Genomic DNA, 12,439 nt, shown 5'->3' with positions numbered 1-12,439 from the left:
GCCTGAACCGCCGTGTACGGAACCGTACGCACGGTGGTGTGGGAGGACGGCGGCCGTGAGGCCGCCTCCTACCCGATTCTGGAACAGTCCGCGGCAGGTGGTTTCAACTGGCTTAGGCGCTCTTCAACGCGGTGGGGCGGGCTGTGATTTGGGGCGTTCCAATGTCAATTTGTATGAATATATTTCATTGTTTGTCGGCGCTGTACTTTGGCCTGGAATGGCCGATGAGGCGGGCCTATACGCCGTTTGGCGGTTACGCGGCTTTGCGCTGAAAACGCAGTCATCGTGAATCAAGTTCAGGGAACACGCCTTGATGGTTGCGCGCCGCGCGCGTTAGGGTGAAAAGGCCATTCAATTTGAGAGGAGATAGGTTTGTCCCTGAAAATCGCTATTCTTGGGGCCGGCCCCAGCGGGCTCGCACAACTTCGATCCTTTGTTTCCGCCCAACTTGCCGCGCATGAAGAAATGCCCGAAATCGTCTGCTTCGAGAAGCAGAGTGACCTCGGCGGCATGTGGAATTACACCTGGCGTACCGGCCTGGATAAACACGGTGAACCGGTTCACGGCAGCATGTATCGTTACCTCTGGTCCAACGGCCCGAAGGAGTGTTTGGAGTTTGCCGACTACTCCTTTGACGAGCACTTTGGCCGTGCCATTCCCTCCTACCCGCCGCGTGAAGTGCTGAAGAATTACGTGATGGGGCGCATTGAGCGCAAAGACGTGCGCAAATTCATCCGCTTTGAAACGGCCGTGCGTTGGGTCAGCTTTGACGAACATACGCAGCGCTTCAGCGTCACGGTGATGGACCACCAAACGGATCAGCTGCACACCGAGGAATTCGATTTTGTGGTGGTGGCGACCGGGCATTTCTCCACGCCAAACGTGCCTTATTTCCCTGGTGTCGAGCGCTTCCCGGGGCGGGTTCTGCATGCCCATGACTTCCGCGATGCGCTGGAATTCAAGGACAAAGATTTGCTGCTGGTCGGCAGCAGTTACTCCGCCGAAGACATTGGCACTCAATGCCACAAGTACGGCGCCAAGTCGGTGACCTTCAGCTACCGCTCCAGGCCATTGGGTTACGACTGGCCGGCCGGTATTACCGAAGTGCCGCTGCTGGAGCGCCTGGACGGCAACGTGGCGCATTTCAGTGACGGCAGCAGCAAAGTGGTGGATGCGATCATTCTGTGCACCGGCTACCAGCACAGTTTCCCGTTCCTACCGGATGACTTGCGCCTGCAGACGCACAACCGGCTTTACCCGCAGAGCCTGTACAAGGGCATCTTCTGGGAGAGCAACCCGCGGTTGATCTACCTCGGCATGCAGGATCAGTACTTCACCTTCAACATGTTCGATGCCCAGGCGTGGTACGCCCGTGATGTCATGCTGGGGCGGATCCCCTTGCCGGATGCTCCGACCATGCAGGCGGACATGCAAGACTGGCTGGGCCGCGAAGAAGCCTTGGCTAACGCCAGTGCTGAAATCGATTTCCAGGCCGCTTATGTGCGCGATCTGCTGCAGCCGACCGACTATCCCGATTTTGCCGTCGAGGCCCAGGGCGAGTTGTTCAAGCGCTGGAAGCAGGACAAGAAGGTCGACATCATGGGCTATCGCAACCAGTGCTACACCTCGACCGTGACCGGCACTGCGGCCCCCGAGCTACCCGCGCCTTGGCTAGATATTCTCGATGACTCGCTCGAGCACTTCCTCAGCCATGACTATGCCGGTGCGGTTGACGAGGCTGTGGAGTCGGCCTGAGTCTGAGTGCTGGTGCTGGGCTAACTCGGCCGCTTCAGGTGGTCAGCGCCGCGTAGCAGGCTTGGTCGTCCGGGCTGCCCAGCTCGGCGGCCCGGCGATGATAGTCGATGGCCAGTGCGCGAATGCTCGGTTGCGCGGCTTGCAGCAGGGCGGCGCGGGTGCTGCGTAAAAAGTTCAGGTTGCCGCTGGTCAGTGCTTGCCGGAGCCACTGTTCGGCGTCTGCTGTTTGTCCCTGCGCAGCCAGCACGGCGGCCAGGCTGTACTGGCCGCGGAAGTCGCCTGCGGCGGCTGCGCACTGGTACCAGTAAAGCGCCTTGCGGGCATCCGCCGCGACGCCCAAGCCATCCTCGTAGCAACGTCCGGCCAGGTTCATCGACTTGGCGTGCCCGGCCTGGGCTGCTTGCAGGTAGAGGCGGAAGGCGCGGTCGAGGTCCTGCTTTACCCCGCGTCCGGTGGCGAGCAGGTTGGCCAGGTTGTACAAGCCCCAATCCAGAGCTTGGTCGGCCGCGTGTTGGTAATGCTCGGCGGCCAGCGTTGGGTCGGCGGGCACAGCCCAGCCGTGTTCATGACAGCGGCCGAGCATGTTGTGCGCCATGGCATTCTGTTGCGCGGCGGCGATCCGAAACCAGACCAATGCCAGCGCTGCGTCGCGTTCAATCCCGTGGCCTTGCAGCAGAATCTGTCCGAGCATCACCTGAGCGTCGGGATGGCCAGTGCCGGCGGCGGCGACTATCGCCCGTGCGCGCTGACTGGGCGTGCCGGATAGCATCTGGGTCAATTCTGCGGTGGTGATGGCGGCAGTGCTGCGCAGGGTGGCCATACGCTTACAGGTCGGCCCAGCGGCGCAGCAGGTTGTGGTAATTCCCGGTGAGCTGAATCAGCGCCGGGTGCTCCGGTACGTCACGGGTCAGTTGCTGGATCGCTTGGTCCATATCAAATAGCAGGCGGCGCTGGCCGTCGTCGCGAACCAGGCTTTGGGTCCAGAAAAATGCCGCCAGGCGGCTGCCACGGGTGACGGGCTCGACCTTGTGCAGGCTGGTCGCCGGGTAGAGCACCAAGTCGCCCGCCGCAAACTTGACCCGCTGGGTGCCGTAGGTGTCCTCGATCACCAGCTCGCCACCGTCGTACGAGGCGGGGTCGCTAAAAAACAAGGTAGAGGAGATATCGGTGCGCACCCGTTCCGCGCTGTTACGGACCTGGCGTATGGCGTTGTCGATGTGGAAATCGAAATTGCCGCCCCCGGTGTAGCAATTGAAGAGCGGTGGAAACACCTTATGCGGCAGGGCCGCCGACATAAACAGCGGGTTACTCCACAGGCGCTGGAGCATGGCTTCGCCAATCTGCCGGGCGAGTGGGTGGTCTTCAGCGAGCTGCAGGTTGTGCTTGGCTTTGGCTGACTGATAACCCGCCGTGGCTTTGCCATCGGCCCACTCGGCTTGCTCAAGCGCTGCGCGGATGGTGGCGACATCCTCTTGGCTGAACACGCTGGGGATGTGAAGAAGCATGGTAAAAACCGCTGATTGAGAATTATTGCCAATGATAGGCATTCTCGATGAGATGTAACAGGGCTTTTCGGAATGTTTCAGAGTTATTCATAATCTAATTGATATTGCTTATCGTTTAGTCTAATTTCCGCCCCGCTAACAACTATCTCTGGGTGGAGAACACTTGATGTCTTGCACGACTACCGATCAATCGACATTTACCCCGCGCTTTCTCGTTACTGCCGTCGGCGTGGCGCTTTCCGGCTTATCCGCGACCCAACAGGCACAGGCTGAAGAGCCAAAGGGCGAAGCCTTGGTGCTCGACGCGGTAAATGTGGTGGGGCAGACGATTGACGAAACCAGCTATCAGGTTGAGCGGGTACAGTCGAGCAAGTACACCGCGCCGCTGGTAGACACGCCGCGCTCAGTCACCGTGGTGCCGCAGCAAGTGCTTAAAGACACCAACGCCCTCAGCCTGCAAGACGCGCTGCGAACCGTGCCAGGCATCACCATGGGCGCGGGCGAGGGCGGTAACCCACAGGGCGACCGACCGTTTATCCGTGGCTTCGACTCGCAAGACAGCACCTACCTGGACGGCGTGCGGGATACCGCTTCACAAAGCCGTGAGATTTTTGCGGTTGAATCGATTGAGGTGGCCAAGGGCCCGAACTCTGCCATTGGCGGGCGTGGTGCGGCGGGCGGCAGCATCAACCTGGTCAGCAAAAAAGCTCATGCGGGCAATTCCTTCGACGGCGGCTTCACCTGGGGCTCCGACCAGACCCAGCGTTACACCCTGGATGGCAATTACCAGTTCAGCGACAGCGCTGCCGGCCGCCTCAATCTGATGAGCCACGAAAGCAATGTGGCGGGGCGCGACAAGGTTAATTACGACCGCTGGGGGATCGCCCCGTCGCTGGCATTTGGCATGGGCACCTCGACCCGCCTCAACCTCGATTTTTACCACATGGAAAGCAACGATCTGCCGGACTCGGGGATCCCGTTCAGCATGAATTCGGGAGGCACTGCGCGTTCATCGGCCAATCCGGATAAGCCTGTTGATGGCGGCGATAGCAGTAACTTCTATGGCCTGACCGATCGCGACTTCCGTAAAACCCGCACCGACACCTTTACGATGGCGGTCGAGCACGACCTGAACGATGCGCTGACCCTGAAAAACACCCTGCGCCACGGCAACAGCATGCAGGATTACATCCTTACCCAGCCGGATGACAGCAAAGGCAACGTGGCCAATGGCACGGTGTGGCGGCGGATCAACAGTCGTGTGAGCAACACGGCGACGACCACCAACCAGACCGACTTGTTCGGTGAGTTTTACCTTGGCGGCTTTAAGAACAACTTCTCCACCGGGATTGAATTGAGCCGAGAAGTCAGTAAACGATCCTCTTACTCGGTCAACACCGATACCACACCGGCGACAGGTGGCGCGTCCAGCAACAACTGCCGGCCGACGATCATCGGTGCTCCTAGCGGTTACAACTGCACCTCGCTGAGTAACCCGAACCCTGATGACCCTTGGGCCGGTAGCGTCAGCCGTAACTATGCCGGTACCGACACCTCCAGCCGCACGCGCGCGCTGTATTTCTTCGACACCCTTGAGTTGGACCCGCAGTGGCTAGTGAACGCGGGGCTGCGGTACGACCACTTCGCCACCGACTCAAAAAGCTATGATGCGGACGGTGTCACCACCAGCAAAGGCGAAGACACCAGCGAGTTCGTCACCGGCCAGTTGGGCTTAGTGTTCAAGCCTGCCGACAACGGCAGCATCTATGTGTCCTACGCCACTTCGGCTACACCGCCGGGCTCGATGCTGGGTGAAGGGCAGGAAGGCAATGCGTTGACATCCACCTCGGCACCGCTGGTTTCCAGTGACCTGCAGCCGGAAGAAACGCGCAACTACGAGATCGGCACCAAGTGGGATCTGCTGGCTAATCGGTTGTCGCTGACCGCCGCCATCTTCCGGACCGAGAAGACCAATGCGCGAGTGCTGGTGGCGGACAACACCTATGAAAACGCCGGTGAGACACGTGTCGACGGCCTAGAGTTGAGCGCCAGCGGCCAGATCACCGACAAATGGCAAGTGTTCGCCGGTTATAGCTATCTCGACAGTGAGCTGGTTGACCCAGGCAAGGCGTCGGCGGGGCGTGGCGCGACAGTGGCACCCGGGGGAAACCCCAATCAGGGTAATCAGCTGACCAATACGCCGAACCACAGCTTCACCCTGTGGACAACGTACGATGTGACTGACAAGTTCACCGTGGGCGGCGGCGCATTCTATATGGATGAAGTGTTCGGCAACGCGGCGAACTCGGTGGTGCTGGATTCTTATGTGCGCTACGACGCAATGGCGAGCTACAAGCTAAGCAAAAACGTCGACCTGCAACTCAACGTGCAGAACCTGACCGATGAGGTCTACTACGACAAGGCCTATACCCACTTTGCCAACCAGGCTGCTGGGCGGACCGCCTTGCTGAGTACCAACGTGCATTTCTAATTGCGCTGAGCGTTAACCGAGGCCGCCCTGTTTGCAGGGCGGCCTTTTGTTTGGCTGATGATTTTCTTGGCGGTCATGATGATTGGCCGCTGGGGGTGAGGCGTCCGCCGGATTGCCTGATGACGGCGCAGTGAGCGCGACCAGTGCGGGTTAGCGGTTTACCTGGCGTGGGGCGGTTACGGCTGTGAGTGTGTGGGTGTTTCCAGTGCTCACATGGGGCGGCTAGGCGTGCGCTAAAAACGGGTGGGCGCTGGTGTCACCTGCGCCGGCAAACAATGCCCGGCGCTAAGCGCTTGGCTCAATACAGATCCCGCCGGTAGCGACCCTGTTCGGTGAGCTGCTCCAGCGCCGGGTCGCCGAGCAGGTCGAGCAGCACCTGATGCACCTCGCGCCCCATGCCTTCGAGGCTGCCGCAGACATAGATGGCCGCGCCGCTGGCCAGCCATTGCTGCAACTCATCGGCCGCCTCGCGTAGCAGGTGCTGAACGTAGCGTTTCGACGCGTGATCGCGGGAGAACGCCAGGTCCAGGCGCTCTAGGTGACCATTTTGCTGCCAGGTCTGTAATTCGTCCTGGTAGAGGAAGTCGTGCGCGCGGTTGCGTTCGCCAAACAGCAGCCAGTTGCGGCCGCCGGGCGTCAGGGCGCGCTCACGTAGATGGCTGCGTAAACCGGCCAGACCACTGCCATTGCCGATCAGGATCAGCGGCGTGTGGGCCGAAGGGCCGTGGAACGAGGGATTGGCGCGAATACGCAAGGCGATGTTCTGGCCCTGCTCGGCGTAACAGCAGAGCCAGCCGGAGCTGATGCCAAGTTGCCCGTCTTTGCTGTACGCCTGCCGAACCAGCAGTTGCAGAGCGCCGTCGCGGGGCGTCGAGGCGATGGAGTATTCGCGGTGTGCCAGTCGTGGCAGTTGCGTCAGCAGCTGTTCGCCGCTCAGCCCCTGCAAGGCGGTGTGTTCGCTGGGCAGCTGATGGTGGCTCAGGGCTTCATCCAGGCGGCGCGCATCGGCCAGGATGTGGGCAGGATTCAGCGCCAGAGCTTGTAGCCATTGCTGCACCCGTTCGAGTGGGTGGCGCGGCCCCACTTCGGCAATATCGCCCGCCCGCCAGTGTTGTTCGCACGCCGCCGTAAGCGTCAGTTCATACAGCGGCGCGGCAGCGCTTGTGGGGTTTAGGCAGGCGCGGTGGCTGAGTTGCCACTCGCTAAACTGCGCCGGCTGCCAATCGCTAAAGTTATGGCCACCCGCCAGGTGGCCGAGTTGTTGTTGCCAGTGGCGCAATGTGCCGGCATCGGCTTTGTCCACGTCTAAGCGATCAAACAAGCGGTTGGCGTGGCGCTGGTGCAGCAGGCGATCAATCCGTTCACCGAAGCCGCAAAAGTGTTGATAGTCGCGGTCACCCAAGGCCAGTACAGCATAGTCCAGTGAGCTGAGGTCGAGGTGCGGGTCTTGCAGCAGACGCTCGAAGCGCACGCCGTTATCCGGCGCTTCGCCTTCGCCATAGGTGCTCAGGACCAACAGCATGCGGCCCTGCAGGTGCTCTGGGCGCAGGTGCGCGAGGCCGATGGCGTGAGCCGGGGTGCCGGCTTCGCGCAGCTGCGTGGCACTGCGTTCGGCCAGGGTTTGCGCTTGGCCGCTTTGGCTGGCGTAGGCAACCCGTACGCCCTGATTTATAGGCTCGGCGACGGCGTGAGGCCGCTGGCGGTAGCCGCACTGTGCGCAGAAACCCAGATAAGCCAGGGTAATCAGGCCCGCGCAAATCTCACGCGGCGGTTGTAGCCACGGCAGCAGCCAAGCCAGGAGCAGGCCGGCGACAAGCGGCCAGTAGCGCAGAACAGTCGGGCGGAGCATTTGGTAACGTCCAAGGAGCGGTTTTGCTGGGGCGGGTGATCGGCCGGCAGCCGGGCGGCTGCGCTGCTGCATTAGCGGCGCGCTCAATAGGCGATGCATGACCCTCGGCACAAGCCGCTCAGCGAACGGCTTGTGCCGAAGGAACAGGCCAGCAACTGGCCTGTTTCGCACGCGCTTATTGCGGCAGTACTTCCAGGGTGGTGCTGTACACCGCGCGGCGCTCGGTGGCCGGCGCCTTTACCCCGTCCTGGGTGGTCATCTCGGCTTCCAGCCAATACATGCCAGCCGTTGGCCAGGTGATGCTGAAGGCCCCTTTGGCGTCGGTTTTGAGGGTGATCTCGCCACTCTGATCGCGGTAGCGGTTACCACCGGGGATCACGCTGACGTCCACATCTGCGGCCGGCTTGCCGTCGAGAAGCAGGACGAATTTAGCCTCTTCACCGGCGAACAGGTCGTTAGGGTGGGTGATCGGCGCTAGCTCCAGGCCTTGCCCGGTGGTTTTCAGCACACTGTTGGTCGGCTGGCCGGAGGTGACGAACACTTCCATGCGGCTGCTGCTCTGGCTGACCTTCAGGTCTTTGGCGTTGGCCGGTACCTGGGCGGCGAAGTCTTCGGCCTTGCCCATCCAGCGCTGGCTCTGCTCGCCATCCTTCCAGCGTGCGGCCAGGCCGCTGTTGGCCACTGCCAGTTTGTAGGTGCCTTTCTGCGTCAGGTGCACATCGAAGGTGCTGCGGTAGCGGCCGACATTGCCGAACTCGGCGGTGCCTGCGCTGCCGTCAGGCGTCAGGATTTGCAGCTTGCTGGCCGGGCGGCGCATCGGCGGTTTAGCGGCTTTCGGGCCCGGCTGAGCGGGTTTGGCTGCTGCTGCTTGGTCTTGCTGGCCACGCGGAGCCAGTTGCAAAGGCTTGCCGATACCTTCCAGCTGCAGCGGGAAATGCTCGAAGTAAAACAGGTCATTGGAGACGGCGGCATCGACGGTGATCCACGGGTCTTCACCGGACAGTACGGTTGCCGAAGGCAGCATCCAGGCACGGTGCGCCTGGGCGGAAAGCGGCAGGCAGATGGCCAGCGCCAGGGCGGTCCATTTGATCATCGGGGTCATGAAAACTTCCTTAGTCAGGGTTTGAGTTTCAGGCTAACGGCACTCAGTTCGCTGGTGCCCTGGACGCTGGTGCTGGCGGCTTGCTGGATTGGCCATTGGAAGGGCACACGCAGCAGTTCGCGGCCACCGACTTCCCGTACGGCTTCAACCACCACGCGGTACTCGCCGGGGGGTAGATCTTTGAATGCGGGGGCTTGCTCGCTGAAGCTCAAGCTATGCTGGCCGGCTGCCTTGGTTGCGCCGCTGATGCCGTCCACCGGCATATCCAGGCTGCGACCGCTGCGGCGCCACCACTGGCGCATGTCCTTGAGCCATTTTTCGCCTTCTTTGTTGGCCATCTTGCCGTCATACCAAACGGCCAAATTGGCCACGTGGCTCTGGTCGGGGCGTTCAACCCAAATGGCGACATAAGGGCGGTGGTACTCGGCCACCTGCAGACGCGGGATTTCAACCGCAATGTCCAGGCTGGCGGCAAAAGCCGGTGCGCTGAATAGCGCGGCCAGGGGCAACAAGCGTTTACGCATAGCAATATTCCTTAGTGAATAAACAGCAGCGCGAGCAGGGCGGGCAACACGAGCCCCAGTAGCACCACTGGCCACGTGCTGCGGCGATTTGAGGCGTAGCGCTGCAGCAGCAACAGGCCGCTGAGGCTGAAAATTACGCAGAGCCCGGCAAATACATCGATAAACCATGACCAGGCAGCGCCGGTATTACGGCCCTTGTGCAGGTCGTTGAGGTAGGCAATCCAGCCGCGGTCGGTGGACTCGAACTCCAGTACGCCGGCGTTAATGTCCAGGCTCAGCCAAGCGTCGCCGCCGGGGCGTGGCAGGCCGATATACAACTCGCCATCCGACCATTCGGCATCACGGCCATCCAGGCGAATCGGCAGCTCACTTTGCAGCCACTGGCGCAGGGCTAGTGGCAAACCCTGAGTTGGCGGTTGCGCTTGCAGAGCGGCCTGCAGGGCGGCGGGCAAGTGCGCCTGATGGTTGATGACTAGCGGTTTGACCTCGATCTGTGCGGCATGGTTGAGGGTGATACCGGTGATCGCAAACAGCAGCATGCCAACCAGACACAGTGCAGAGCTGATCCAGTGCCATTGGCGCAGGGTGCCAAACCAGGGACGCATGGGGATCCTATGTCGCGATATTGAGCGAATAATTTGGCTGCTATGCAGCGGGTTAACGAGCGCGGATTTTAAGGGGTATTCGATATTGAATACTAATAATTTACCAATAACATACATTCTTGTTTCGCAGGTGAGCCTCACAGCCCCTATGCAAAAGCCCGCCAGCCGTTGAGGGCTGCGGGCTTTTATTCAGGCGATCAACCTGGGTTTAAAAGGTGAGGTTGGCTGACAGCCAGAGGCGACGGCCTTCTTCAACGATACCAGTGGTGCCGGACGTGGAGTGGGCGAAGTCGGTGCCGTAGCTGGTACCCATCTTCAAAGCACCTGCCTTGTCATAGGTATAGGTGTTATAGGCTTGGCCTTTGAGGAAATCCTTGTCCAGTAGGTTGTAGATAGCAGCGTTTAGGGTCAGGTTTTCTGTGGCCTGGTACGAGCCACCTAGGTGGAACAAGGTAAAGGCTTCCGTATTTTTACCCAGGGTGTCGTAGATCGATTGGTTGGTGGAGTAACGGCCGCTATCTGCCAGGTTCTCGTATTTGGAGGTGAATCGCGCACGCTCGCCACGGTATTCGGACTTCAGCCACAGGTTGAGGCGGTTGGTGGATTGCCAGTTGAGTTTGGCGTTGACTAGGTGCTCGGGGGTGTTAGTTAGGGGTTCGCCCTTGTTGTCGCCGCTCTTCTGTTCGCTGTCGGTGTGGGTGTAGTTGCCGCTTAGGGTCCAGGCTGGCGCGAACTGCCAACTGGCGGCTAGCTCCAGGCCTTGGGTGACGGCCTCGTCGATATTGATCTGCTGCGAGCAGGTGCCCTCCTTGTTACCAGCGCACAGCGGGCTGCTGATCGGATCGCCGTTGGCGATCTTGTCCTTGAACTTATTGTGGAACAGCGTGGCGTTGGCATTGAAACCGGACAGACTGTCGAAGTACACGCCAAACTCGGTGCTGGTGGTGGTTTCCGGTTCTAGATCCGGGTTGCCGATGGTGGTGATGGTCCCTTGACCGGTGACGCCATTAACGCCGCTATGCAGGTCGTTCAGATCCGGCGTTCGGTAACCACGGCTGATACCTCCCTTGAGTGTCCAGTTATCAGTGGTGTTCCACACCAGATAAGCGCGTGGGCTGACATGCCCGCCGAATGTTTCGTGGTCGTCGTAGCGCGCCCCCAGCGTCAGGGCTAGGTCATCACGCAGGCGCCATTCGTCCTCGGCAAATACTGCCCACGTTTTTTGCTCGAAATCATCCAGGGCTATGCCGTCGGTCATCTCGGCTTTCCACCACTGGCCACCGATGGTGCTGATATGGGATTCGCCAATAGGTGCAACCAGTTTGGTATCGAGTACCAGATTGGTGGTCTTCAGGTCGCGGTCATCGCCAATCAGGGTGCCGGGGATGCCGGCACTGTTGCCGATGACATTGCCAGGAATGGTGCGGCCGAGGGTTTCGGTGGTGTTGTGCATCAGGCTGGAGTCGAGCGTGCCGAAGCCCAGGCGCGCGGTATGGGTCAGGGCGATCTGTTCACGCTCGAAGCGCAGTTCATCGGTATAACCGTTGGCGGTGGTCGTATTGGTTGTGCAGGAGCGGTCCTGGCCATCGAGGGTGCCCAGTTGGCACTCGTCGTTGTTATACGCCTGCCGACCGCGCTCCAGGTCCAGGCCAAAGTCGTGATTCTCATGGGGCGTCAGAGTCAAGCGTGCGCCGAGCGTGTTGTTATCCCCCTCGACTGGCGATGGGCCGCGTGCGCTGACGTCGATGCCGTCGCCGTAGCTTAGGGTTGACTCTTCACGGCTAAACAAGCTGCCGCGCACCTGCAGGCCGAGCAGGCCGTCGATCAGCGGGCCGCTGGCGAAGACGCTGGTGTTGCGGGTGTCACCGAAGTCGCGGTGTTCCTGATAGGTGTAATCCTGGGTCAGGGAACCGGTCCACTCGGTGGCCACTTTCTTGGTGATGATGTTGACCACACCGCCCATGGCGTCGGAGCCGTACAGGGTCGACATTGGGCCGCGGATCACTTCAATGCGCTCGATCGCCGACAGCGGCGGCATAAAGCTGGTGGAGGTTTCGCCGAAGCCATTGGGGGTAACGTTGCCCGCGGCATTCTGCCGGCGACCGTCAATCAAAATCAGGGTGTACTGGCTGGGCATGCCGCGAATGCTTATGTTCAGGCCGCCGGTCTTGCCGGTACTTTGGCCGATGTCGATGCCTTCCACGTCGCCCAGCGCCTGCGCCAGGTTGTTGTAGCGTTTCTGTTGCAGGTCTTGGCTGCTGATAACGCTGATGCTGGCCGGCGCATCGGTGATTTTCTGCTCGAAGCCTGATGCTGAAACCACCACGTCGCTCAAGGTCACAGGTTGATTGGCGTAGACGCTGGTTGTCAGGGTGGTAGCCAGTGTGACGGCGCTAGCCAGGGCGGTGCGAGAGCAGGCGGGATGCATCGAAAACTCCAAGTGTTAATTCATGTTGTCCGCGAATTCTAATCAGAAGTAGGTGCAAGTGATAAATAGTTTCATTTACGCTTGTTTCAAGTTGTTTCGCTGTGCCTTTGGCCATGGACAGCCTGCTCTTACACGAGCGGCTTGGCCTGGCCGCTCACGGCGTTGCCGTGAGGCTTGAGT

Annotated in this window: 9 protein-coding genes; 2 read left to right on the top strand and 7 right to left on the bottom strand. The window is 60.5% G+C overall.

The annotated features are described in order from the left end of the window. Positions 1–372: 372 nt before the first annotated feature. Positions 373–1,755, top strand: coding sequence for an NAD(P)-binding domain-containing protein (locus tag N1078_RS07440; protein ID WP_274087568.1), 1,383 nt, complete (start codon positions 373–375; stop codon positions 1,753–1,755). A 34-nt stretch (positions 1,756–1,789) separates the two neighbouring features. Here N1078_RS07440 and N1078_RS07435 read toward each other — a convergent pair whose 3' ends face one another. After that, the gene (locus tag N1078_RS07435; protein WP_274087567.1) at positions 1,790–2,575 is read right to left on the bottom strand and encodes a tetratricopeptide repeat protein; all 786 of its coding nucleotides are present in this window, start codon (positions 2,573–2,575) and stop codon (positions 1,790–1,792) included. Between the two features lie 4 nt (positions 2,576–2,579). Next, positions 2,580–3,260 carry a Fe2+-dependent dioxygenase gene (locus tag N1078_RS07430; RefSeq protein ID WP_274087566.1) on the bottom strand — a complete coding sequence of 227 codons (681 nt, stop codon included), beginning with the start codon at positions 3,258–3,260 and terminating at the stop codon, positions 2,580–2,582. 166 nt (positions 3,261–3,426) lie between these two features. On the opposite strand from N1078_RS07430, the gene N1078_RS07425 reads away from it, so the two are divergent. Further along, on the top strand, positions 3,427–5,751 hold the full coding sequence (locus N1078_RS07425; protein WP_274087565.1) for a TonB-dependent receptor: 2,325 nt from the start codon (positions 3,427–3,429) through the stop codon (positions 5,749–5,751). 298 nt (positions 5,752–6,049) lie between these two features. Here N1078_RS07425 and N1078_RS07420 read toward each other — a convergent pair whose 3' ends face one another. From N1078_RS07420 to N1078_RS07400, 5 genes are all read right to left on the bottom strand, one after another. Further along, positions 6,050–7,600 (bottom strand): sulfite reductase subunit alpha, encoded by a 1,551-nt coding sequence (locus N1078_RS07420; RefSeq protein ID WP_274087564.1) that lies wholly within the window; start codon positions 7,598–7,600, stop codon positions 6,050–6,052. Between the two features lie 175 nt (positions 7,601–7,775). Next, the gene (locus tag N1078_RS07415; protein WP_274087563.1) at positions 7,776–8,702 is read right to left on the bottom strand and encodes a DUF4198 domain-containing protein; all 927 of its coding nucleotides are present in this window, start codon (positions 8,700–8,702) and stop codon (positions 7,776–7,778) included. A 14-nt stretch (positions 8,703–8,716) separates the two neighbouring features. Next, on the bottom strand, positions 8,717–9,226 hold the full coding sequence (locus N1078_RS07410) for a DUF2271 domain-containing protein (RefSeq protein WP_274087562.1): 510 nt from the start codon (positions 9,224–9,226) through the stop codon (positions 8,717–8,719). Positions 9,227–9,237: 11 nt separating this feature from the next. Continuing rightward, complete coding sequence (locus N1078_RS07405; RefSeq protein WP_274087561.1) at positions 9,238–9,831, bottom strand: PepSY-associated TM helix domain-containing protein; 594 nt, start codon at positions 9,829–9,831, stop codon at positions 9,238–9,240. Between the two features lie 208 nt (positions 9,832–10,039). Continuing rightward, entirely contained in the window at positions 10,040–12,259 is a 2,220-nt protein-coding gene (locus N1078_RS07400) for a TonB-dependent receptor domain-containing protein (protein ID WP_274087560.1), read from the bottom strand. Positions 12,260–12,439: the final 180 nt, after the last annotated feature.

The organism is Pseudomonas sp. MIL19 (assembly GCF_028680365.1).
Taxonomy (GTDB): domain Bacteria; phylum Pseudomonadota; class Gammaproteobacteria; order Pseudomonadales; family Pseudomonadaceae; genus Aquipseudomonas; species Aquipseudomonas spirodelae.
This window is presented reverse-complemented; position numbering and strand designations above follow the sequence as displayed.

Bases quoted from the DNA above. Each gene is read 5' to 3' on its own strand.
- N1078_RS07400 (WP_274087560.1), bottom strand. From the start codon at position 12,259: ATGCATCCCGCCTGCTCTCGCACCGCCCTGGCTAGCGCCGTCACACTG.
- N1078_RS07415 (WP_274087563.1), bottom strand. From the start codon at position 8,702: ATGACCCCGATGATCAAATGGACCGCCCTGGCGCTGGCCATCTGCCTG.
- N1078_RS07410 (WP_274087562.1), bottom strand. From the start codon at position 9,226: ATGCGTAAACGCTTGTTGCCCCTGGCCGCGCTATTCAGCGCACCGGCT.
- N1078_RS07430 (WP_274087566.1), bottom strand. From the start codon at position 3,260: ATGCTTCTTCACATCCCCAGCGTGTTCAGCCAAGAGGATGTCGCCACC.
- N1078_RS07425 (WP_274087565.1), top strand. From the start codon at position 3,427: ATGTCTTGCACGACTACCGATCAATCGACATTTACCCCGCGCTTTCTC.
- N1078_RS07435 (WP_274087567.1), bottom strand. From the start codon at position 2,575: ATGGCCACCCTGCGCAGCACTGCCGCCATCACCACCGCAGAATTGACC.
- N1078_RS07405 (WP_274087561.1), bottom strand. From the start codon at position 9,831: ATGCGTCCCTGGTTTGGCACCCTGCGCCAATGGCACTGGATCAGCTCT.
- N1078_RS07420 (WP_274087564.1), bottom strand. From the start codon at position 7,600: ATGCTCCGCCCGACTGTTCTGCGCTACTGGCCGCTTGTCGCCGGCCTG.